This is a genomic window from Bradyrhizobium japonicum USDA 6, assembly GCF_000284375.1.
Taxonomy (GTDB): domain Bacteria; phylum Pseudomonadota; class Alphaproteobacteria; order Rhizobiales; family Xanthobacteraceae; genus Bradyrhizobium; species Bradyrhizobium japonicum.
Genome location: NC_017249.1, coordinates 3,414,374 through 3,437,487, shown reverse-complemented (window position 1 = coordinate 3,437,487; position 23,114 = coordinate 3,414,374). Strand labels below are relative to the sequence as shown.

The 23,114-nt window shown below is 61.2% G+C and carries 18 protein-coding genes and 1 pseudogene; 12 read left to right on the top strand and 7 right to left on the bottom strand.

The features are described from left to right. Window positions 1-82: 82 nt before the first annotated feature. From tssE to BJ6T_RS16060, 5 genes are all read left to right on the top strand, one after another. Window positions 83-631, top strand: coding sequence for a type VI secretion system baseplate subunit TssE (gene tssE, locus BJ6T_RS16080; RefSeq protein WP_014493488.1), 549 nt, complete (start codon window positions 83-85; stop codon window positions 629-631). 1 nt (window position 632) lies between these two features. Further along, window positions 633-2,600: a type VI secretion system baseplate subunit TssF gene (gene tssF, locus BJ6T_RS16075; RefSeq protein ID WP_014493487.1), complete on the top strand. Its 1,968-nt coding sequence runs from the start codon at window positions 633-635 to the stop codon at window positions 2,598-2,600. Continuing rightward, window positions 2,564-3,628, top strand: coding sequence for a type VI secretion system baseplate subunit TssG (tssG, locus tag BJ6T_RS16070; RefSeq protein WP_028169999.1), 1,065 nt, complete (start codon window positions 2,564-2,566; stop codon window positions 3,626-3,628). The genes tssF and tssG overlap by 37 nt, the downstream gene beginning before the upstream one ends. Before the next feature lie 97 nt (window positions 3,629-3,725). Beyond that, window positions 3,726-6,365 carry a type VI secretion system ATPase TssH gene (tssH, locus tag BJ6T_RS16065; RefSeq protein WP_014493485.1) on the top strand — a complete coding sequence of 880 codons (2,640 nt, stop codon included), beginning with the start codon at window positions 3,726-3,728 and terminating at the stop codon, window positions 6,363-6,365. A 5-nt stretch (window positions 6,366-6,370) separates the two neighbouring features. Next, window positions 6,371-7,957 (top strand): methyltransferase regulatory domain-containing protein, encoded by a 1,587-nt coding sequence (locus BJ6T_RS16060; protein ID WP_014493484.1) that lies wholly within the window; start codon window positions 6,371-6,373, stop codon window positions 7,955-7,957. Window positions 7,958-8,043: 86 nt separating this feature from the next. On the opposite strand, the gene BJ6T_RS16055 is transcribed toward BJ6T_RS16060, so the two are convergent. Next, window positions 8,044-8,619 (bottom strand): hypothetical protein, encoded by a 576-nt coding sequence (locus tag BJ6T_RS16055; RefSeq protein WP_225894845.1) that lies wholly within the window; start codon window positions 8,617-8,619, stop codon window positions 8,044-8,046. 255 nt (window positions 8,620-8,874) lie between these two features. Between BJ6T_RS16055 and BJ6T_RS16050 the strand changes: the two genes are divergently transcribed. Both BJ6T_RS16050 and BJ6T_RS16045 read left to right on the top strand, forming a co-directional pair. Beyond that, window positions 8,875-9,753 (top strand): hypothetical protein, encoded by an 879-nt coding sequence (locus BJ6T_RS16050; RefSeq protein WP_014493482.1) that lies wholly within the window; start codon window positions 8,875-8,877, stop codon window positions 9,751-9,753. A 215-nt stretch (window positions 9,754-9,968) separates the two neighbouring features. Next, a complete protein-coding gene (locus BJ6T_RS16045; protein ID WP_014493481.1) occupies window positions 9,969-10,967 on the top strand; it encodes a hypothetical protein in 999 nt (332 codons plus the stop codon). Between the two features lie 125 nt (window positions 10,968-11,092). Here the strand turns inward: BJ6T_RS16045 and BJ6T_RS16040 are convergent, their stop codons facing one another. Further along, on the bottom strand, window positions 11,093-11,995 hold the full coding sequence (locus tag BJ6T_RS16040) for a hypothetical protein (RefSeq protein ID WP_014493480.1): 903 nt from the start codon (window positions 11,993-11,995) through the stop codon (window positions 11,093-11,095). Between the two features lie 115 nt (window positions 11,996-12,110). After that, the gene (locus tag BJ6T_RS16035) at window positions 12,111-12,677 is read right to left on the bottom strand and encodes an OmpA family protein (RefSeq protein WP_014493479.1); all 567 of its coding nucleotides are present in this window, start codon (window positions 12,675-12,677) and stop codon (window positions 12,111-12,113) included. A gap of 373 nt (window positions 12,678-13,050) precedes the next feature. Here BJ6T_RS16035 and BJ6T_RS16030 point away from each other — a divergent pair, with 373 nt between their 5' ends. The 5 genes and pseudogenes from BJ6T_RS16030 to BJ6T_RS43620 all read left to right on the top strand — a co-directional run. Beyond that, a complete protein-coding gene (locus BJ6T_RS16030) occupies window positions 13,051-14,079 on the top strand; it encodes a hypothetical protein (protein WP_014493478.1) in 1,029 nt (342 codons plus the stop codon). A 469-nt stretch (window positions 14,080-14,548) separates the two neighbouring features. After that, window positions 14,549-15,610, top strand: a complete 1,062-nt coding sequence (locus tag BJ6T_RS16025; protein WP_014493477.1) for an HlyD family secretion protein — start codon at window positions 14,549-14,551, stop codon at window positions 15,608-15,610. Further along, the gene (locus BJ6T_RS16020) at window positions 15,607-17,937 is read left to right on the top strand and encodes an ABC transporter permease (protein ID WP_014493476.1); all 2,331 of its coding nucleotides are present in this window, start codon (window positions 15,607-15,609) and stop codon (window positions 17,935-17,937) included. The genes BJ6T_RS16025 and BJ6T_RS16020 overlap by 4 nt, the downstream gene beginning before the upstream one ends. Then, window positions 17,924-18,898: an HlyD family secretion protein gene (locus BJ6T_RS16015; RefSeq protein WP_014493475.1), complete on the top strand. Its 975-nt coding sequence runs from the start codon at window positions 17,924-17,926 to the stop codon at window positions 18,896-18,898. The genes BJ6T_RS16020 and BJ6T_RS16015 overlap by 14 nt, the downstream gene beginning before the upstream one ends. A gap of 56 nt (window positions 18,899-18,954) precedes the next feature. Further along, a pseudogene (locus BJ6T_RS43620) lies at window positions 18,955-19,062 on the top strand (LpxL/LpxP family acyltransferase); the annotation flags it as partial. Here the strand turns inward: BJ6T_RS43620 and BJ6T_RS16010 are convergent. The 4 genes from BJ6T_RS16010 to BJ6T_RS49660 all read right to left on the bottom strand — a co-directional run bounded on the left by BJ6T_RS16010 (window position 19,042) and on the right by BJ6T_RS49660 (window position 22,944). Continuing rightward, complete coding sequence (locus BJ6T_RS16010; protein WP_028170003.1) at window positions 19,042-20,658, bottom strand: B12-binding domain-containing radical SAM protein; 1,617 nt, start codon at window positions 20,656-20,658, stop codon at window positions 19,042-19,044. The pseudogene BJ6T_RS43620 and the gene BJ6T_RS16010 sit on opposite strands and share 21 nt — an antisense overlap. 213 nt (window positions 20,659-20,871) lie before the next feature. Continuing rightward, window positions 20,872-21,060, bottom strand: coding sequence for a Rap1a/Tai family immunity protein (locus tag BJ6T_RS49665; RefSeq protein ID WP_430644621.1), 189 nt, complete (start codon window positions 21,058-21,060; stop codon window positions 20,872-20,874). Window positions 21,061-21,971: 911 nt separating this feature from the next. Further along, a complete protein-coding gene (locus BJ6T_RS16000) occupies window positions 21,972-22,658 on the bottom strand; it encodes a hypothetical protein (protein WP_014493473.1) in 687 nt (228 codons plus the stop codon). A gap of 88 nt (window positions 22,659-22,746) precedes the next feature. Then, window positions 22,747-22,944: a hypothetical protein gene (locus BJ6T_RS49660; protein WP_014493472.1), complete on the bottom strand. Its 198-nt coding sequence runs from the start codon at window positions 22,942-22,944 to the stop codon at window positions 22,747-22,749. Window positions 22,945-23,114 lie beyond the last annotated feature (170 nt).

Below are 23,114 nucleotides of genomic sequence, written 5' to 3'. Positions count from 1 at the left end.
AAGCCTGCTGGGCGACGTCAAGTCGGACACCAACGAGCGTCCCCCGAGATTGCATGCGAGTTGGACGTCATGGGGACCGTGAATGACCATTGCACCAAGGAAGGATCGGCTCTCTCCCCCATTGATGCTGGCATTTCGCTCAGCCCATGAAGCGCGCGACGCACGCAAGAAGCTCAATCTACGCGATGAGTCTGGCGAGCGGGTCATTGCAGGGCGGCGGAGCGCGGGCCGATTTCCAATCTCGGAAACGTTGCTCCGGCGCGAGGTCTCCCATGACCTCGAAACGCTCCTCAATACCATTGCCCTGGAATCGACCCTGGATCTGGACGGGCGCGATTGCGTCCGAACCTCAATCCTGAACTTTGGCTTCCCTGATATTGCCCACCGTTCGATCGATGAGGTCGCCGACGACGAGCTCACCGACGCGTTGCGCGCGACGCTCACGACTTATGAACCGAGGCTCGATCGCAACACCATCCGGGTCCGACGCGACGGCTCGGTCGGCCCCGAGCAACTCAAGCTGCGCTTCATCGTTCACGCCGACCTGAAAGCCGAACCGCTCAACGTCCCCGTGGAATTTGTCGCCGACGTCGACCTCGACAGCGGCGATATCCAGATCAACCGACTTTAGCATGAACCGCGAATTCCTGGATTTTTACAATCGTGAACTGTCACTGCTCTACGAGCAGGCCGGGGATTTCGCCGAAGAGTATCCCGGCATCGCAGAACGCCTCGGTGGGCTGATCCGGGATCGCTCAGATCCCATGATCACAGGATTGCTGGAAGGCGCCGCATTTCTCGCCGCTCGCGTTCAGCTCAAGCTCAAGCATGAGTTCCCGGAATTCACTGCAAACCTGCTCGAGCAACTGGTTCCGAATTACCTTGCCCCGACTCCGTCGGCCATGTTGGTCACGGCTCGCCCCCCCTATGCCGACCCAGCGCTACGCGATGGCAGGAAGATCGCGCGCGGCGCCTATTTCGATGCCGCCTATCGCGAGAGAGAACGAAGTCTTTCCTGCCGATTTCGACTTTGCCGCGATATCGTTCTTTGGCCATTTGACGTCACCGGCGCCGAATACTTCTCGACTGCAGGCGCGCTGCAGGCGCTCGGGATTCCCGTCGGCGGCGACGTCATCGCTGGGCTCAGGCTATCGTTGACCCACCGCACCGCGGCCCGGCTCGATGAGGAGCTGCCGGACGCAGAGGCTAGGGCCAAGCCGGAAACCTGGTTTGCAGGCTGCCGCACGAGCGAGCTTCCGATCTACCTTTCAGGCGCGGAATCCGACGCCATTGCGCTTTACGAGCAATTGATCTCGAATTGCAGGGGCGTCTACTTCCGGCATCTCGATGATTTCGGCGATCCGGTGGTGACTCGTGCGCCCCATGACTGCGTGCAGCAGATTGGTTTCGACGAAAACGAGTCGCTGTTTCCCAACGACAACCGGGTCTTTCGCGGCTCGGAGCTGCTGCGGGAATATTTCATGTTTCCACGCAAGTTCCTCGGCTTCAACCTGACGGGACTTCGCAGCGTGATACCACGGCTGCGCAGCAAATCGATCGATATCGTCTTCGCTTTCGATGAACACAATTCACGGCTTGCCGCCGCGGTACGGCCCGATACTTTCAGTCTCTATAGCGCGCCGGCGATCAACCTGTTCGAGAAGACGAGCGATCGCATCCCCGTCAAGTCGAATACGCACGAGTACCATGTCGTGCCCGATCGCAGCCGCTATCTGGAATACGAACCGCACCAGGTGCTCGAAGTCTACGCGCACTTTCCGGCTGACAAGGACAAGCGGCCGGTGCGCCCGCTGTATTCGGCCGCCGTCGACCGGACCAGCGGATCGGTCGAGGGGCTCTATTTCACCGTTCGACGGTTGCCCCGGCGCCGCACAGTGGGAGAAAAGACTTATGGCGCATCCTCGGACTACACCGGGACGGACATGTTCCTGTCTCTGCTGGAGCCCGGTGAACTAAGCGGCGAAGGTGCGGTCGCCGAACTCAGCGTCCGGGCGCTGTGCTCCAACCGGCATCTCACGGAACACTTGCCGGTCGGCCAGGGGGGCGCCGACTTCCGCCTGCTGGACGATACTTCCCTTGATCTGATGTGCGTCGCTGGTCCCACCCGACCACGCGAGCCGATCGTGGCGCAGATGCGCAGCCGCAGCGAGATCGCGAACAGCGGAATCGTCAGCTGGCGGCTGATCAACATGCTGAGCCTGAACTATCTTGGCCTCGTCGAGCGCGGTGGCGGCAAGAACGCCGGAGCCCTGCGCGAAATGCTGTCCTTGTTCGCCGACCAGTTCGACGACGCCACGGAACGCAAGATCCGCGGCGTGCGCAGCATAGAAAGCCGGCCTGTCGTACGGCGGGTGCGCGAGCGCACCGGCAGCGGCGCAGCACGCGGCCTGGAGATTACTATCACCCTCGACGAGAAGGCATTCGAGGGCAGCGGCGTGTTCTTGCTCGGAGCCGTGCTGGAGCGCTTCTTCGCCGACTATTCGGGCTTCAATACCTTCACACAGACGGTCGTCTCGACGCCGGAACGCGGCGAGATCATGCGTTGGCCGCCGCGCATGGGCACGCGGAGACCTCTATGACGCTGATCGACCAGATGAAGGCGGAGCCCTGGCGGTTCGATTTCTTCAACACGCTGCGCCAGCTCGAGCGCGCCAACTCCGATCGACCGCGGATCGGTGACAGTGCTGCGCGCCGCGAGGAGTATATCGACCTCGGCCAAGTGCCTTATCTGGAGTTCCCCGCCTCCAACCTTGCGGCCGTCGACGACCTGGGTGGCCGGATCAGGATACTCGTCAAATTTCTCGGTCTCCTGGGGCCGCAGGGCGCGCTGCCGCTTGCCACCACCGACGAAAGCCTCAGTTGGTGGCTGATGCGGGATGACGCCTTCCCGCGCTTTCTCGATCTGCTCAACGGACGCTTTCTGCAACTCTTCTTTCGCGCCTGGGCCGATGCGCGGCCGATCGCTCAGCACGACCGTCCGGCGGATGATCGCTTCATCGCCTATGTAGGCTCCTTCGCCGGCCTCGGCTCCGACGTTTTGGCCGATCGAGACACCGTACCGGACATGGCGAAGCTCAGCTTTGCCGGACTGATCTCCCCCAGAGCGAAGTGTGCGTCACGGTTGACGCGGTTCCTGCAGGGGCTGTTCGACGTCAAGGTCGAGATCGACGAATTTGTCGGCACCTGGCTGTCATTCGACCCAAGTCATTGCAGCCGGCTCGGCGGAACCCATGCCAGTCTCGGCCGGGACGCGCTTCTGGGCTCACGCGTATTCAGCGTCGAGGACAAGATCAGGGTGCGAGTCTTCGTCAAGAATTTCACCCAGTACGAACAGTTCTTGCCGACCGAAGCGCGCAACCTGTCGGAGCCTCTGGCGGACGCCGTATTCTTCTATATCGGCGACGAATTGGAATGGGAGGTGGAGCTCGCCATTCCGGCGGGAGAGGTCGTTCCGGTCAGGCTCGGACAGAGCGGACGACTTGGATGGACCACCTGGATCTCGCCGAACTGGACTTCCACGGAAGAATATCGCCGCGATGCCCGCTTTCAGCTCGGCGAGCGCTTGAGCGCCCGTCGGGCCGCCGCAGGCGATGCCCCGGCGATTTGAACCTATCCGTAGCGCCGATTGCCTAAAGCTATGGGATTCGATGAAATTTCCGCTTGATGCCAGGCATCCGCGGATGGATTAAGCAGGAGGATCCGCCGTGACCGACATCAGCATTGAGGCTGTAACGGGCAAGCTGAACCGGGCCGGCTATGATGCCTTCATACAGGCCCTGCGTCACGCGAAGAGCGCCGGCAATCGCAACGTCGAGCTAGCGCACTGGCTGTTTCATATCCTGCAGCAGGAACGCAACGATCTCAGCCTCTCGGTCGATCATTACAAGCTCGACCGGGCACGCTTGTTGTCGGACCTTGCCGGCGTGATCAATGGCTTTCGTAAGAACGAAACCGACATGCCGGGCGTCGCCAATCCGGTCATCGATCTGCTCGATCGGGGCTGGCATTATGCCACGCTGTTCTTTGGCGAAACCCAGATCCGCACCGGTCATCTGCTTGTGGCGGGCCTGAAATCGAACGATATTCGTCGCACGCTGAACAACCTCTCGCAGGAATTCGCCAAGGTCAACGTCGACGCACTCGCCGCGGAGCGCCGCAACGTCTGGGCCGGCTCCGACGAGGAAACCATGCGGCCGATGGACGGTTCGGGCCTGGTCGGTGCAGGCACGGAAGGCGCGGCCCAAGCGGGTCCCAAGGGGACGACGCCGCTCGACCGGTTCTCTCAGGATCTCACCGCCAAGGCCAAATCGGGCGAGATGGATCCGATCCTTGGCCGGGACGAAGAAATCCGCCAGCTGATCGACGTGTTGATGCGACGGCGGCAGAACAATCCAATTCTTACCGGCGAGGCTGGCGTCGGCAAGACCGCAGTTGTCGAGGGATTCGCCCAGCGAATCGCCGCCGGCGACGTGCCGCCACCGCTCCGCGGTGTAAGGCTTTGTGCGCTCGATATCGGCCTGATGCAGGCCGGTGCTTCCATGAAGGGTGAGTTTGAGCAGCGCTTGCGCTCGGTGATCGACGAGGTCCAGAGCTCACCCACCCCCATCATACTGTTCATCGATGAAGCCCACACATTGATCGGCGCCGGCGGCGCGGCCGGCACCGGTGATGCGGCCAATCTCCTGAAACCTCCTCTCGCCCGTGGCACGCTGCGCACGATCGCCGCCACCACATGGGCAGAATATCGCCAGTATATCGAGAAAGATCCCGCGCTCACACGACGCTTCCAGCCGATCCAGATCGATGAGCCGGAAGTGGAGACCTGCTGCGTCATGCTGCGCGGACTTCTCGGTCCGATGGAAAAGCACCACGGGGTTCGCATCTCCGATGCTGCCATCGTCGCAGCGGTCAACTTGTCCCACCGCTACATTCCTTCACGGCAGCTGCCGGACAAGGCGGTCAGCCTGCTTGACACCGCCTCGGCACGCGTGGCCATCAGCCAGAGCGCGACGCCAGCCCTGATCGAGGATGCACGCGTTGCGATTACCGCTCGTGAAGCGGAGAGATCGGCACTCGTCAGCGACAGTGATCTTGGGATTGAGGGCGACGAGCGCATCGTAGTGATCGACAACGACATTGCAGCACTGAAGGACAAGCTGACGAACCTCGAAGCCGATTGGGCCAAAGAGCAGGCGCTCGTCAAGGACATCCGCAGCATTCGAGAGATCCTGTCCGAACCCAAGGAAGGCGACGATCCGGCTGCCAGGCGCGCGGAGCTGCGCGGCAAGTTCGACACACTTGAGAGCATCAATCCGGAAAAGCGGATGGTCTATGCCCATGTAGACCAGCAATCGGTGGCGTCCGTTGTTTCTGATTGGACCGGCATCCCGGTCGGCCGGATGATGCGCGACGAGATCGAAACCGTGCTGAAACTACCGGAGATCCTCAACCGCCGCGTCGTCGGCCAGTCTCATGGGCTGACGATGATCGCCAAGCGAATCGAGACCAGCCGCGCCAAACTGGACAACCCGTCGAAGCCGATCGGCGTGTTCATGCTGGCTGGTCCATCCGGCGTGGGCAAAACCGAAACCGCGCTGGCGCTTGCCGAGACCCTTTACGGCGGCGAGCAGAACATGATCACGATCAACATGTCGGAGTTCCAGGAAGCGCACACCGTCTCGACCTTGAAGGGTGCACCTCCCGGCTATGTCGGCTACGGCGAAGGTGGGCGCCTCACGGAGGCTGTCCGGCGCAAGCCCTACAGCGTCATCCTGCTCGACGAGGTGGAGAAAGCTCATCCCGACGTCCACGAGATCTTCTTCCAGGTGTTCGACAAGGGAACCATGGAAGACGGCAACGGGCGGCGGATCGACTTCAAGAACACCTTGATCATCCTTACCACCAACGTCGGCACCGATCTGATCATGGGTCTCGCGCGCGATCCAAAGTATCGCAGCGAGCCGGAAGAGCTCGCCAAGATGCTGAGGCCGGAATTGCTGAAGGTGTTTCCTGCAGCGCTGCTCGGACGCATCGTCTCGATACCGTACTTCCCGCTATCCGACGAGATGCTCGCCGGGATCGTTCGGTTGCAGCTCGACCGGATCGGACGACGCCTCCGCGACAATCATAACGCGTCCTTCGACTACGATGACGCGGTCGTGGAGCACATAGTGTCACGTTGCAACGACCCGGATTCCGGCGGGCGAATGATTGACAACATCATCACCAACACCCTGCTCCCGGAGCTGTCGCGCGAGTTCCTTAGCAAATCGCTTGCCAAGGAAGAAATCAAGAAGGCGCGGGTCTCGATCGAGAACGATAAGTTCGCATATTCGTGGAATTGAGGACGATGAACATTCAAACCGAGCATCGCCACCCGAACGCTGGTCCCACGCCATACGACGAGGTCTACTACCCTGGCCACGTCTACGGGCTCACTCATCCGAACCATCTTGCTACCATTGCCGCCGTTTACGGCATGCAGTCAGCGCCGGTCGAGCGTTGCCGGGTGCTGGAGCTTGGCTGCGGCGTTGGCGGCAACCTGTTGCCGATGGCCTTTCAATATCCAAGCAGCGAATTCGTCGGTGTCGACCTGAGCGGCGTGACGATCGAGCGCGGCCAGCGAAATATCGCCACATTGGGCCTGAGCAACATCAAGCTCCTCCACTGCGACATCATGAATGTCGACACAGGCTTCGGGGAGTTCGACTACATCTTGGCGCACGGCGTGTATTCCTGGGTACCGCCGGCGGTGCGCGAGAAGATGATGATGATCTTCAAGCAGAACCTGGCTCCGCGCGGGGTCTGCTACGTCAGCTACAATGCGCACCCGTTCTCGCATCTTCGCGACATGGTCCGCGACATGATGCGGTATCACACCCGCCGTCTCACCGGCATGAAGGAGAAGGTCGGACAGGCCCGCGCGATCCTGAAGTTCCTGAGCGACGGCTCGAAGGCCAACTCGGTGCACGGCGCAGTCATGCGCGACCAGTACAACCGCGTCCTTAAATCCCCCGACGAGTTACTGTTTCACGACGATCTCGATGATGGCGCCGAGGCGTTCCTGCTGCATGAGGTGGCCGAGGACGCAAGCCGCCATGGCCTGCAATATCTGGGCGACGCTGATTTTTCACGACGCTATCTTGCCGGCTATTCCGAGGAGGTTCGCGCAACGTTGCAGCGCTTCCCGGAGAGCGAGTTCATGGCACGCGATCAATATCAGGACTTCATCGACGGCAACGGCTTTCGGCGCACCTTGCTCTGCCACGACAGCATTTCGCTATCCCGCCAGATCGACCTCGATTTCGTCACCAGGTTCCATTTGCTGAGCACGACCAACCCGGTCGACCCCGACGCCTGCGTGACCGACGATTCCGCGATGGAATTCGAGAACCAGGACGGCAGCAGGGTCACGGTGACCAATCCGCTCTTGAAGGCCGCGTATCTATGTCTGGGCCGGGCCTGGCCGCGAGCACTTTCATTCGACGAGCTGCTCGATGGGGCCCGCGCGCTGCTGGGCGACCGGCAGGCAGATGATGACCAAAGGGTGTTGACTGAGGCGATGTTCATCCTGGCTTGCAGCGGCGAAGTTTCGTTCCTGCTGTCGCGTCCCTTTCTGTTGAAGGAAGCTACCGTGCATCCGCAGGCGAGCCTGCTCGCGCGAAGACAAGCGCAAACAGGTCCGCTCGTCACCAACCTCCTCCACCAAACGGTGCAGTTGGAGGACGACCGGACCAGGGATTTCCTGCAATTGCTCGACGGAGCGCGGACCATCGACCAGATCACGGCCGAAATGACCGAAAAATTCGGCCCGACCATCCGGATAGACCAGAAGGATAGTGCCGGGCAGCCTGCCGAGCCGTTATTGCTGTCGACGCGAGAAAGCGTTCAACGCTCGCTTGCAATGGTCGGCAAGCTGGGCCTGCTGGTCGCGTGACGCGCTAAAGTGCGTCGGCTCCGTTGGCATGAACGGCAGGAGTTGGAAGCTCCTGCCATTTCCTGCAACGGATGCGGCCCGGCACTCTAGCCGTCGTGGGTATATTGCTGGCCGAGGAGCCATCCCGTGAGAATACCTCCGGGTCCGCTGGCATAGACCGGATCAAGGCCAACACCTGCGCGCAGCATCTTCCATTCATGCTCGCCGACCCAGGGAATCCCGGGATCGCCCTTCTGATACTGGGACAGCAGCGTTCGGGCGACCTCTGCGGCATTGGCGTAGATCGGCCCGTTGGCCCAGCGAGGGCGGGGCAGGCCTGTCATGCGGCAATAGAGCGCCGTGCAGACGTAGGCAGACGCCTCTTCGGCATTGGCATCAAGGCCTGTACGCAACAGATCGTATGCCGCATGCAGGCTCTCGTGGACGACATAGGCCTCGTCCAGCCGCCCCGTCGCCGACACGACCTCCAGCGTGTTCGCCGCAACCGCTGTGCCGTCCGCCCTGGTTCTCGCGACATCGTTGTATTGTGCAGCAACGCCTGCCGCGAGATCCGTCGGAGGTCTGACGGTGACCTGCCCCAACCGGATCGCGCGGGCGACGTGATGGAACGTTTGCGGCGCAATCGTCACGTGGCTGCCGCGGATCGGAAACCGGAAGCGCATGCGTGCGACTGCCGGGCCATTGAGTACGTCCAACACCCTGCCCCGCAGTGACATTTGATCGTCCTCGTTGTTTGCACTACCCCATGGATAATGGTCGCCGTTTCCGATCAGCAGGTTCAAACAGTCATTGCACTGGCGCGACAGGAATTCGAGTGACCTGGGCCGGGCGGCAGCTTGGTCGAACGAGCCGGCATTGAACCCGAACCCGTCCGGGTGAGACCAATTTGGGGCGAGGATTGCCTCGGAGTGCGCCCCATGACGACGACCGATCCGACGACGACCGACACTTACCGGAAGATCGCGGCGCGACTGACCATGCTGCGGCCGCAGATCGACTTGAAGAATTATTTTGCCGGCCCCAACCCGGATGTGCGCCTTTATGACGAGAAGCCCTACATCCGACACCAGCTCGAGAAGTATGGTGTCGCTGCCGCGACGACCACGCTCGACGGCGTCACCTTCCTGCCCAAGGACTGGGAAGAGCTGATCAAGAAGCTGCGCATTGCCAAGACGACGGACGGATTCGACGCCTTCGCCGAAGGGCAAAGCCCGGAGAAAGCGTCGCATTGGGCCCTCGATCTGTCGATGGCGGCAACGATCGGCAAGGGGTTTCGGGAGATCTGGCGCCCAAAGCTGTCGGACAGGCCGCTCTCAACGCGGGATCTCCCGGGCCGCCACGGCTTCGGGCTCGGGCGCGACCGCGGACAATGGAGCGACGCCTACAGCTCGCAATTCGGCAAAGACCCGCAGCCCCAGGACATCACCTCGTTGCATTTCGCCGTAGCACCTGATCGGGTGAACGTGCACATCGACGAAACGGGCTTCGTATTCGAGGGCGTGGACGGCGCCCTTACGGTCGGGCCGAACTTCGTGCATCACGCCGGCAATGAGCTGTTCTGGAAGAGCAACAAGCATATACCGCAATGGGCCGCGGAGCACATCGATCTGATCCTGCCGAACAGCGCGAACGACTTTTCGCGCGTGGGCATTTCGGTCGACATGTACCAGCGCAAAGACTTACGCGTTACGGTCACCGGCTCCTGCGGACTTTTCGGCGGGTTCGAGTGCTCCGGAACCGTGAGCATCAGCGGCACGCATGACCTGCTCGGCTCGAAGTCAAAAGGCCGGCGCTAAAGCGGATATCGCTGGTGCGACATTGCTCCGTGTCTACGCCTCCAACCGACGAATGAGGCACTTCGATTTGCCACTGCCAGTTGGTGACCAGAATGAATGGGACCATCGAACCGCCTCGAGGTAGCGGCGACGAATAAAAGTATTGGTGGCGAGAACGCGTAGTTCCGCAGGAATTAGCGGGGGGAGGTCTTACATTGCCGAACCAGGAAAGGCCCTTGAAGCCTGTCGTCGAAAGCTACGTACCGCCCGCAGGAATCCGGCATGCGGTGACGGCAGGCGAGACCTGGATATCCCTTGCCAAGCGGATCGGCATCGACCCCTGGGACCTCATCGAGTTCAATTTTCCGGGCATAAAGCTCGTCAAGCAGCGCGATTTCCAACAAGCCACACGGCAGGTGAACTGGTACCTGGCCGAGTATGTAGGCAGCCGCGCGATGTCGCCCGATCGCCAGAATTTCGCGTTTTCCTCCGGTACGACCGGCGGCAGAGGTGGATGGCGAGGGGGATTCATCTATCTGCCGCCAGGTACGCCGCCTCCCCCGCCGATTGCGCCCACTCCACCGGTTGCGCCCACTCCAGCGGCTCCGACCCCGCCGGAATGTGAAGGAAGCCGACCCGACTTCGCGCGCGTGCTGGACGTGAGCGAACGGGATTTCGCGCGCAACGTTTTTGGCCCGACGCTGCCGCCGTGGGAGACAATTGCGATTACCAATGGCCTGGGAGCAGGCGGAAGACCGTGGACGAACGATGGACCGTTCTTCAGGGGGAGCAATCCCATGGTGCCGAGCATGCGGTATGCCATCAATCTTGGCAGTGTCGCGTTCAGTAACCTGGCATCGCCCAGCCCCACCTTCGGTCTCTTGTGCGACGACTTCGGTCGCATTTGCGACCTCTTCGTGCACGAAATGACCCATGTGTGGCAGGCGTTCAACGATTCAAACTGGACGATGGCGCGCTCCTTCTGGGCGCAGACAATCGGTTCCGGCTACGAGTACACGCCGGGCGATTCCTGGGAATCCTACAACGTCGAGCAACAAGCACACATCGTTGAAGATTGGCACAAATACAAAATCAGCTCTCCGATGCTTGCCGAGGAGCGCTATCCGTACGTCCGGCTCGTGATCCGCTCTGGACGCCTCACTTTTCCTCGCGGGCTGGATCTTGTGGCATTGAAAAAGGACCTTCAAGATCTGCGCGCAAGGCACCTGGACTAGAATCCACTGCAAGGGAGCGGCCGGGAGTCCACTCAAATGACGCACCAAGACGCCGAGAATTCGACGCGGTGCGGTCGTGAATTCTTCCTCTCAAGAGTATCTTTCCGATTTTTCCAGCGTGCTGGTCAGCTTCGCAGCGCAAGCACACGGAGAAGAATTGCGCGGCCGCCATGCGACAGGCGATCGTGAAACAGTTCGGAGAGCCGGTCTCCACGCTTCCGCACCGAAAACCTCTTCTGGAGTTCATGGGCGCGAGACAGCGAGCAATAGAGAAAATCACGACGTAGCCGGCGCAGTCGGCTGCCATAGCCTCTGACATCGGCGCTCGCGTAAGCCTCCATCAGGGTGCGCACCAAATAGTCATCGCTCGGATCAACATAAGTTTCGTGGGAAACGCTCGATGATCGCATGGACACGGGTTCATCGCTCGACAGAAACAAGTTCCTGCGGGTCAGCCCATCCGATACGCCCGTCGCTTCTTTGGTGAACTTTCCATAGTTCACAAAAGGCAGCGCTGCGAGCTGCCGGCGCAGATTTTCGAGCGTCGCCGACGGGATCCGGACGCCGTTGCCCGCGCTGGTGTCGAGCTTATTGGCGCGCACCGTGGCGTAGAGGTCGCCCCAGAATTTGTCCCAGGGGGCGGTGCCGTTGCGGTTAGACGACGGATTCTTGCGAACACTATATGTGGTTTGAGTGAGGTAGGCCGCCAGTTCGCCCATGTGGCGCGTAACAGCGCCGTCAGGATCATAGACGTCGATCATGGCATGGACGCACTCATGCAGGAGCAGCGCCCGATCGCTATCATTTGCGGGCGGCGACTTCTTCTGCGTCAACAAAACATCCGTAACCTGATCGTAGAAGGCGAGATCCTGAGTGCCGCCCTTCACCAATATATTGCCGGCACGAATGTGATCGCGAACCGTCGTCAAGTATTCGCCCTTGATATGGATCTTGTCGACGTAGAACTCGATGCCAAGCGCGACCGAGTCACTGAGTGTGTCCAGGACGTCGCCTTCGGTCAGTGGCATCACCTATCTCCCTTGCGTGGTCGAGCAATAGTGGTCCGGCTGGGCCCCGCAAACGCTGAAACGCTGTACTGCACGATTAGGAGCCGCCCGCCCCTCCGTTCGCGTTGGAATGTGGCTAGATCGTCCCGCCGCCGCCGGCGAAGATTTCGACGACCACAGCGCGATTGGCGGCCCTGTTCATCACGGTCGTGTTGTCCTTCAGATACTCATAGTGTGAAGCGGGCTTGACGGAGAAGACGCGCGAGCGGGCGCTTGGGCCGAACAGATGAAAGACGTTCTTGGCCCGGCCCGTGCGCAGGAAGATGTTGTTCCGTTCGCCGCCGGTGCTGTCGCTGTATCCGACGATCTGGAACTGCAACGACTTGTCGCTCTCGAATCGGATGAGCTGTGCTGCCAACAGCGGATCGCGCTTGGCGATGTTCTTGAGATGCCGCCAGTCGACGCCGAAATCCCAGATGATGAGATATTGGCAGATGCCGGCCGGCGGGACCAGACTGACGTCCACACCGAGATGGCCGACCTCGGTGCGGGACGTCGCGACTTCATTGGCCACGTAGGGAAAGACATCGGCGCTGTGAACCTTGGCAAGCGGCGAGCACTGCGGTTGCGTCGCCATATTCGGCATCTGTTCCACCGGGCCCGGCGGGGTGTATTGCGGCAGTGGCTGCGGCGCGCGTCCCATGGCAATTTCTCCCGTTGCTGGCGTGGCCTGCCCAAAGCTGAGCGCTGGAGGGAGCGTCGGCTCCCACCACGGCTATGACTAGTAGTGACGTGAGCGGTCGGGGAAGTTCAAAGGCGAGGTGCGAGCGCCCTCAACAGGGCCATTAGCGGACATTGATTGGCCTTCCGCGCTCTCCGGAAAGCGGAGTAGGCTACGCTTATTGTCGTCCGTGCCCAATTTTTGCGGAGGGACTGGCCATGAAACTTCGCCGCCGAAATTTTCTGCATCTCGCCGCGGGGGCCGGCCAGATGGTGTTTCCGGGGCCGAACGAGGCTCTCATTTCTGCGCGCAAGATTTCGCGTTGACGAACCGAACTAAGACAGGAGAACCAGACATGGCCGCCTTTCAAGAGGTTTTCCGGCGCTCCGGCATCGATGAGCGCCGCAGCCCGCCGGGCATGGTGGTGCCGTTCGGCGGCTCCAACATCGTGGCGCTGATCGATCCCGGAAGAAAGCTCAAAGTCGATCCTAACGCCCATGCCCTCGGGATCAAGGAGATCGATGGCGCCGATACCCTTAGACGCGTCATGCAGGCCAGAGACACCTTTTCCAAACCCGATATCGATCCGCAGCTCAGGGCGGCGTCGCTTCCCGCCACCTTCAATGGCGATGCACGGTTTTTCGAAATCAATGGCCGGATTAAGCCGATTGGCTTTCCCGGCCTGGAGGTGGTGGCCCGGTCGGCCGGCCGGAAGATCGAAGCCAAGCTCCATGTTGTCGTGCTGCCGGAAATCAAGATCAAGGTGGCGTTCCGCAATGTCATGGTTCCGGGGAGTGGCGGCGCTCCGGCGTTTCACGCCAAGAAGCCCTGCAACGAGCAAGATGAATTGCTGACGATGAACAATATATGGAGACCGCAGGCCAACATCCGCTTCGAGCGGGTGCCAAGCGACTGGCTGGTCATCGACGACTCGCAGGCTGCCATCAAACAGGAGCTCGCCAATGCGACTGGCATGAAGGATGCGAGCCTAGCGATCTTTCCCGATGTGATCGACGTCGAAAAACTGAAGGGCTTCTTCGTCAAACACAAAGTTCAGGGCGCCCATCTAACCATTTTCTGCGTCGATAAGGTTTGGTCCAATGGCGGCCCCGCCAATGGCTCGTTTGCTCGAGGCCTGGACCTTGCCCTCATCAGCTCGCAACGCGGGCCCAACACATCTGCCCATGAATCCGGCCATTTTCTCGGCTACTACTCGAAGAGCGCGACCAAACCTTGGGACAGCCAAGGCCACACGCTGGAGACCGATCCGAAAACCGGAAAAGAAAACAGGGCGGAAGACATCAAGATGCTGATGCGCGGGGGAGGCGCCGGGTGGAAAATTCCGTTTAATCTCGTCAAGGAGTTCCGCGACTTCCCCGGCTAGCATCCGAAGATCAGACAGAAGCTGGAAATCACTCCAGACGTTGAATCTCGCCTTTGGGTCAAAAGCTGCCCCGACGGCTCCGAAACGCCACTTCCGGTCTTCCCCCAAAGGGATCGTGGGGTTTGACTTCGTGACGGCGTTTGGCATCTCGCACCTGCATCCTGGCCCGACCAAGGACAGGGTCAGGTGGCGCGACTATGACGCGATCGCCGTCATTCATCTTGGAGAGGAATGTCATCGCTGGGATGGGTCTGCTGCTTGATCACTTGACGCCCCCACGGGACATCGGGACGAGCACCACTGCGAGAGCAGCAACTTTCAACAAGTCAGGTATCAAACATCCAAGCGTGGGCAACGGACAGGTTACATGGTCGGCTCTGACTCAAAAAATTCATCGCCTCGCGATTGCGGCTGAGCCTAACAACCGAATAAACTAAAGGCCGGCCGGCCACCAGAAAGGGAGTCAGGCATGGACGTGCCGAGCTCTGACAAGGACGTTCAAAGCACGCCCGACGTGCCGAGTAACGGACCGGCGAAAGCCGCGCGCAACCCGACACGCACGCCCTCTATCATCGTCGGTGTCGTTGCGGCTGCTGTCGTCGGGCTTTCCGTCTTCTATCTGTTGCGCCCGGAGCCCTTGCTGGTTCAGGGCGAGGTCGATGCAACGCGGCTCGATATCGCGGCGCGCGTGGACGGACGGGTTGGCAAGATTCCCGTCGAGCGCGGCCAGAACGTGGCTGCGGGCGCAGTGCTGGTCCAGATCGACAATCCAGAGACGCTGGCCAAGCACGAGCAGATGAAGGCGGCCAAGGCTGTCGCGGACGCGCAGCTTGCCAACGTGCTCGTCGGAACGCGCGTGGAAGTGATCGCGGCACGGAACGCGGAAATGGAGCGGGCGCAAGCGGCGCTGGTGCTGGCACAGAAGACGTTTGACCGTACACACACCTTGACCGAGCAAGGCAACGCGCCGCAGGCCCGCCTCGACCAGGTAACCGATGCGCTGCACGAAAGCGAGCGCGCCGTCGACCAGGCCAAATCGGCCTATGAGCAGGCGGTCAATGGCTACACCAAGGAGGAGCGGGCCATTGCCAAGACCAATGTCGAAAAGGCCAGTGCCGATATCCAGAGCGTTCAATCGATCATCGACCAGCTCGTGGTTTATGCGCCCGTAGCCTCACAGATCTATCAGCGCAACGTGGAGCCTGGCGAATATGTATCGCCGGGCGTCCCGCTCATCACCTTGATCAATCTGGCCGACCTCTGGGTGCATTTCGATCTGCGCGAGGATCTCGTCAAAGGCCTGAAGGTCGGCGATCGCTTCGATGTCCGCATTCCGGCCCTCGGCGACCGCTCCGTCGCGGTCGAGGTCAAGCTGATCGCGACCAAGGGGGAATATGCGAGCTGGCGGGCCACGCGTGCCTCCGGCGATTTCGACCTGCGGACGTTTTCGATCCGCGCCTATCCGGTGCAACCGATGCCCGAGCTGCGGCCGGGGATGAGCGCCTATCTCGACTGGCGGTCGCGGCAATGATGGCGGCCTCCAAGCCGGGGTTCTGGATGGTTGTGCGGCGCGAATGCCGCTGGCTGATCCATGATCGCGTGGCGCTGCTGCTGATTCTCGGCGTCCCGCTGTTCGCTTTCGTGGTGCTCACGACGGTGTTCAGCCATCCGGTCATTCGCGGGTTAGGCGTGACTGTCGTCGACGAGGACAAGTCGGACGCCTCGCGCGCCCTGGTGGAATACATTGCGGCGTCGCCAAGCCTGAAGATCGTCGACCGCTCCGGCACACTGTCCACGGCCGTGCAGAATATACGCTCCGGCAAGTCGATCTCGGCCGTCTATATCCCGCCGAACTTCGACCGCGACCTGAAGGCCGCGCGCCGCCCGCAGATCGTCGGATTTTATAACCAGCAGTTTTTGACTCCGTCCGGGATCGCATCCTCGGGTCTGAGCGATTCTCTTTCCGCCGCGGCGACCGTGGCCGCTCCCGCCAGTCGCGCGGCACCTGCCCCAACAACCCTGGGAGCGCTCAAGGCGGAGACCATCGCGCTCGTCAATCCGCAGAAGAACTACGCGCAGTTTCTGCTACGCGCGCTGCTGCCGACCATCATCCATGTGGTGATTACTCTCGCCGCCGGCTATTCCGTCGGCTCCGAATTCCGCCGCCGCGACGCCCGGGCCTGGCTCGAAAGCGCCGGCGGTGATCCGCTTGTCGCGCTGGCCGGCAAGCTCGCGCCGCTGTTCTGCATCTTCGTCCTGATCATGCTGGCCGAGCCGCTGTTCCTGGAAGGCGTGCTGGAAATCCCCTTCAAGGGCGATCTGCCCTTGATGATCGCCGCGGCCTCGCTGCTGATCATCGGTTATCTGTCGCTCGGCGCCCTGCTTCAGCTTCTGGTCGGCGATCTCGCCACCGGACTCGGGCTTGCGGGCCTGATCGCCTCACCCGCATTCGGCTATGCCGGCGTCGGCTTTCCCACCATCGGCATGAATGCCTTTGCGCAGACATGGAGCGCGATCCTGCCGCTGCGCTGGTACATGGCCGTCCTGCTGGGACAAGCCGCGCGGGGATTGCCGGTCGCGGATTCCGCCCTTCCCTTCGCGGCGCTTGCGGGCCTGGCGTTGCTCTTTGCCGGCCTGGTATGGCTGCGCATGGCGAACGTCACCCGCAAGGGCTGGTTTGCGACGGCGCGGCCTGCCGAGCCATCCGAGGCCAGCGACACGCCGCGCGGCGTCGGTGGCGCCTTCGTGGCGGAGTGGCGGCGCGTGCTGGGAACGCGAAGCGCCCTCACTCTGCTATTTGTCGCTCCGCTGGTCTACGGCATCTACTATCCCCAACCCTATCTGAACCAGATCCTTCGCAAGCTTCCGATTGCGGTCGTCGACAACGATCTCAGCGATCTCAGCCGGCAGATCGTCGAGACGCTGGATGCGAGCGGCGCATTGAGCGTGACGGTTCGCTCCCGAACGCTCGCCGAGGCGCACACCGCGATCGATCGCGGGCAGGCCTTTGCCGTCGTCGAGATTCCGCCCAACACCGAGCGCGACGTGCTCAAGGGCATCACCGCCCACATCCCCGTCTATGCGGACGCAACCTATCTGTTCATCTTCAGAACGAGCGCCAGCGGGTTGGCCACCGCCATCGGAACCTTGACGTCCGAGCTCGTTTCGCGCGGCGCGCGCTCGGATGGCAGCCTCGTCAAGGCGAAGCTCGCGGCGTCGAGCCCGGCCGATGTGCTGCTGCAGCCGATCTTCAACCCGGTGGGCGGCTATGCGAGCTACATCGTTCCAGCGGCGTTCATCCTGATCCTGCAGCAGACCCTGCTGATCGGCGCGGCGATGTTGACCGGCACTGCGCTCGCGAGCGGAGGCGCAGCCTTTGCCGGCGTGCTCGGCCGCGGCATCGCGCATCTGACCGTCTACCTTCCTGCGCTCGCGCTCTATGTCATCGTGCTGCCTCGCATCTACGGCTTTTCGACGCTCGGCCATCTTCCGCGGGTTCTCGCGCTCGCGAGCGTCTTTCTGCTGGCGACGAGCTTCATGGGTCAGGCCGTCGGGGCCTGGTTCACGCGGCCGGAGAATGCAACCATTCTGCTGCTGGCAACGAGCCTGCCGCAGTTCTTCATGGCCGGCTTCGCGTGGCCGCGCGAAGCGATCCCGGATGTGGCCCTTGCGTTCGGCCGGTTGTTCCCCGCCGACTCCGCGATCGACGGCCTCGTGCGCATCAACCAGCTAGGGGCCGGCATCTGGGAGGTTGCCCATGACTGGCTCACTCTCTGGTGCCTGGCGCTCGGCTATTTCGCGCTCGCGGTGATCTCGGCATTTGCCGTCAGGAGGAGACAGCGACATGCCCAACCTTAGACCTGCCGCCTTCATCGCCATTCCACTCGCACTCGTCGCGGCGGGGGTGCTGATCTATGTCATCCGCCATTGGGCGCCGCCCGCGGCCATCGTCGGCGTCGTGCGCGCGACCGAGGTCAGGGTCGAGCCGGAGGTCAACGGCCAGCTGGTCTCGATCGCGGTCGCGAAGGGTGCCTCCGTGAAGCAAGGCGACGTCGTGGCGCAGCTCTCGGCGGTGGAGCTGACGGCGCAGGCGGACCAGGCACGTGCCGCGCTCGCCTCCGCCGTCGCAAGCCGCAACAATGTCTATGCCGGCGTGCGCCGCGAACAGGTCGATTCCCTGAAGGCCGCGATCGCCAGGGCCGGCGCCCGCCTCGACTACGTGCAGGCCCAACTCACGCGGACTAGCACGCTCGCACGGCAGAGTTTCGAGTCGCAGCAGGCGCTGGACCAGGCCGAGAATGACGTGGCGGCCGCGCAGGCCGACGTCGCCGAGGCCCAGGCCAATTACGATGCCGCGGTGGCGGGCCCGACCAAGGAAGAACGGGCCATCGCCGATGCACAGGTGCAGGCCGCAGCCGCCGCCGTGGCCGTGCTCGAGCGCCGCCTCGACAAGATGGTGTTGCGCGCGCCGGCCGACGGCGTGGTCAGCGTCACCGCCGCCGAGGTCGGCGAGAACGTTCGCGCGGGCCAGCCGATCCTGATGGTCGAGGCCGCGGGCAGGCAATGGCTCTCATTCAACGTCCGCGAGGATCATCTCGATCGTCTCGCGATGGGAGAAACGGCGAATGTGATGCGGCAAGGCGCCAATGTCGCGACGAAGGCGGTCATCACCGAGCTGCGGCCGCTCGGCGTGTTTGCCACCTGGCAGGCAGAGCGTGTCATTGGCGATCATGACCGCAATACGCTGCGCTTGCGCCTCGAGCCCAAGGGAGAGTCGACAGACCTTGAGCCGGGCATGAGTGTCTGGCTTGAGAACTAGCGAGGACCCGAGCTCCGAATTATCGCTTCGGCTGCTCAAGCCTGAATCGGCCGCGCGGGCAAATCGACATTCAGGGAACGATGCAAGCGGTCACGTCGGTCATCGAGGGCTGGATCCGCGAATATCCCGATCAGTGGCTGTGGCTACACCGTCGCTGGAGGTAGCACCTGACTAACTGCGGACGCCCTTAGTGGAGGTACATCGTCCAACTCGGCAATGCGGCGGTCAATCTCGCCGATCACGCGTTCCGAGAACGGCCCAAGGTGCATGTACAACGCCATCAGCATCACGATGTACCGTAGCGCGCCCGGATTGGTCTCCGCGACTTCGACGAAGGTCTTCCAGAACGGCTCGCGAACCTTCGGCAGGGCCCGCATGATCTTGTGTACGCTGTCGATGCCGCCAAGCCTCTTGCGCACATCGCCATCCGGGAGATCGCGTCGCCGGTCGGAGCGGTCGAGCATGGCTGCGAGACGCGACAGCCGCCCTGCATATGCTGCCGGACTGTAGACGTGCCCGAGCACGGCCTTGTAATCGGCAAGGATGTCACGAAGCGGACGCTTGGTATCGAAATTACAGCCGAGCGTGCACTGATCGCCCGTCTGCTCGACGTTCATGAGGTCATGGCCCTGGTGCAAGCGGCCTTCTGCTGCCAACCGCCGTGTAAGCTGCGTCCCAGGCAGCGCATAAAGCAGTCCAACGATGGAGACTGGAATGCTCGCCTCCTCGATGAGGTCGGCCATTGCCTGTCCTATCGAGGCATTTTCGCTATCGAACCCGACGATGAAGCCAGCGGTGACGAACATGCCGTAGCCGTAAATCTTGTGAATGCACTCGGCGATGTTGCGCTTGGTGTTCTGCTTCTTCTTCATCTGGACGAGCGTCTCGGGATCCGGGCTCTCGATGCCGACGAAGATCGCGAAGAAGTTCGCATCCTTCATTGCCTGCAACAGCTCGCTGTCGTCCGCGATGTTGATCGAGGCTTCGGTTGAGAACTCGAATGGATAATCGTGGTCTTCCAGCCAGGCTTTGAGCCGCGGCATCAAGGTGCGGAGGTTCTTCTTGTTGCCGATGAAATTGTCGTCGACGAAATCGACATGCCCGCGATAACCGTGATCGTAGAGTGCCTGCAACTCTGCGAGAATCTGATCGTTGGTCTTGGTACGCGGCACACGACCATACAGTTCGATAATATCGCAGAACTCGCAGGTGAACGGGCAGCCACGCGAATACTGCAAGCCGATGTATAGATAGTGATCGAAGTTGAGTAGATCGTAGCGAGGCATCGGACTCAGCGTGACATCAATCTTGAATTTCTCGGCGATGAACACGCCCTTGCGTTCGCCGCTTTCCCAGGCGGCGATGAACTGCTCGATGACATGCTCGGCCTCGCCGACCACCTGAAAGTCCGCGTCCGCGTAAAGATGCGGGCTGGAGGAGACGTCCGGCCCACCAACACAGACTGGCTTGCCGCGCAGGTGAGCGAGATCGATCAGGTAGATGGCATCAGGCTGCTGGTTGAGCATACCGCCGATCATCACAAGATCGGCCCAATCGAGGTCCGCATCTGTCAACGCTTCGGTATTGCGGTTGACGAGCCGGATGTCCCAATGCTTCGGCAACATAGCAGCGACGGTAATCAGGCCGAGTGGCGCCGTTGGATACTTCGCGCCGACGAGTTCGCAGGCCTCCGCATAGTTCCAAAACGAATTCGGAACGAACTTCGGATAGATCATCAGGACGCGGCATGGGATTGTCATGCTGTTCCAGCCCGGGCGTTTATGGCACAATGCCCCGCTGTTGATCGGGGCTCAAGGGTTCGCTTCGCTCGTCGATAAGGCGTTGAATGCTGATCGTGGAGGTGTGCACTGCGGTTCAGTTCGCACCTCGGCGGTAGTTCATTGCGAATCAATCAGGCCTGACGCGAACATCGCCGGCCGCAAGGCTAGTATCAGTATCCGCAGATACGCGTTCTATTTGGATTTTTTTGGGGCACGCTTTTTCAGTCCAGTCCCGGCATCGTCCCCGCGGCAGGGCCAAGCATCCCTGAATGCTTCGATCGCGACGGTGATCCCCGGTTCATTCGCTCGATCCGGATTGTTATCAAGATACTGCAGAAAAACCTTCGCACTTTGCAAGGGGCTGCCTTGCGCGGGGGGCATGCACGCACGTCAGCGGGCAGATTTGGCGAAAAGATCATCGCGGTCTCGATCATCCCCTCACATGCGCCTGCGGACCGAGCTTCTTCCTGACTGCGAAGCGAGTTCTTGACAAGCAGCTCGCAAGACTTTTGCGCGTCGGTTCCCTTATCGACAACCGTGGCACTGGCCTTCCCCATGATCGCTAGGATAAGGCCGGCAACAATCATATGGACCCGCATCCGCGTCCCCCGAATACCGGCGCGATAGCTTGCAGGCATTGAGTATGCTGCAAGAGAGCGGCCGCCCGCGCCGTTCCAGGCGGCTCAGACGGCTTAGCTCAAAAAATGCGCCTGATCCATCGCGCTCGAATACGAGCGAGTGAACTCAGCTCTTCCATTTCCACAGAGCTGAAGGAGCGCTTTTCGACTTGATAACACGCAGCTTTCCGCGCGGTGACCGCTGCAAAGGTCGGCGACACCGCGATCATGATCGCGAATCGCCATAGGCGGCGACAAGCGTACCGATGATACAGATCTCGATTCGGCAGGAGAGCGTCCATTATCCCGCCGTGTACGCGACGTGCACTGGTCGATTGATGTTGATGCTCGGCCTGGACGCCAGAACCATGGCCTAAGCGGTGATCTTCGTCTGCGACGACAAGTTCTGCGAACCTTCCTCAACTACGCCAAGGAGGACTTCACCCTCAGAACGGTTTCCAACGAGAGCTTAGCTACGACCAAGCGGAGGTGGAACTGCCTTGCAGCGCAGTGCCACGGACGTTCCATGATCTCCCGGCCTATTCATCAACCAGGCGAGGCAGCCCACGAGGTCGTATCGAACCGCATCCTCAAAGAACAAGCTCGCTTGAATGTCTCGAAGACCTCACACCCATCCTGGCGCGCGGAAAACTGCATGAACTCAACCCGAGGATTCTAGCCCCGACCGGGTTCAAGCTGCACCGTTTTTCGCCCCCCGTTCAGATCTCTGAGTTTGTTGACGTATTCCTCAGGCTTCAGCAGATGAAACGGAGCGTTGAGGCCCATGAACGTCGCTATGCGGCCGATAAAGGCAGTACAGTTTGTCGTTGCTGCATTCCAGAGCGGCGAAGACTCCTGCTGGCGCTTGATATAAGCAAAGACCTTCTTGGCGTCTGCCTCAGACAAATAGACGCGATAGCTGGCCGTCAGATATTGCTCGTCAAGATCACCGTAGGTCGCACCCGTCTCAGAAGGGACAAACATGATGTGTCCCAGGAGATAGGGCACCTCGTCGCCGGCCGGAGCCAGACCAGCGACCTCGACCTTCTTCTCGCTCGTCTTTCCGTACCAGACGAATGCATGACCGTACGTTGCTGCCGTGCGGGCACGAAAATCAACGTAGTATGGACCCGTGGCGGCAGCTCTTCGAGCTGGCTTTACATCGGATATCGACGGCGTAGCAGCAGCCATGCTCGCCGCATGCTTCGTCGCCGAGCTGGGGAGAGCGTCCCGTTGCGGCTGGTCGGTACGCGCCACGAGTGGTTGCGCGTCACTGATCCCGGCCCCCAAGCCCACAAAGGCCGCCAGCATGGCGGCCTTTGCAAGAAGCTTTAGACCCGGATATTTCCGAATCACTCCCATCTTCGAATCCTCTTGGATCCAAGATCCGATGACACAGGTAGTCCGCTACCCCAAACGAACGCCGCTGGCGTACGAATGGATAGTCAGATCAACCCTTGGTCACCAACGGAGCCGGGGCAGCGACCGGGTATTTGCCCACGGGGCTCTTACCCACGGGATATTTGCCGATCGGGGCTTTGCCAACCGGCGCCGCGGCGGCAACCGGCTGAGGCCGTGGCAGGTCCGCAGCAGCTGCGGTTCCCACGAAAGCCAAAGTAGCGATTCCAAGGACAACGAATTTCAACATCGGTTCTCACCATTGTTCGGGAACGATTGGATTCACCTGACAGGCATATGAATAACCCGACACTCGCCACGGCACCAACGAATAGACCGGTGAGTCGGCGGTTCCGACCGCTTTTTCTGCCGTATGTTGCGGAAATGGCACGCAAATTGAGGCGTCTGGTTCCAAATCAG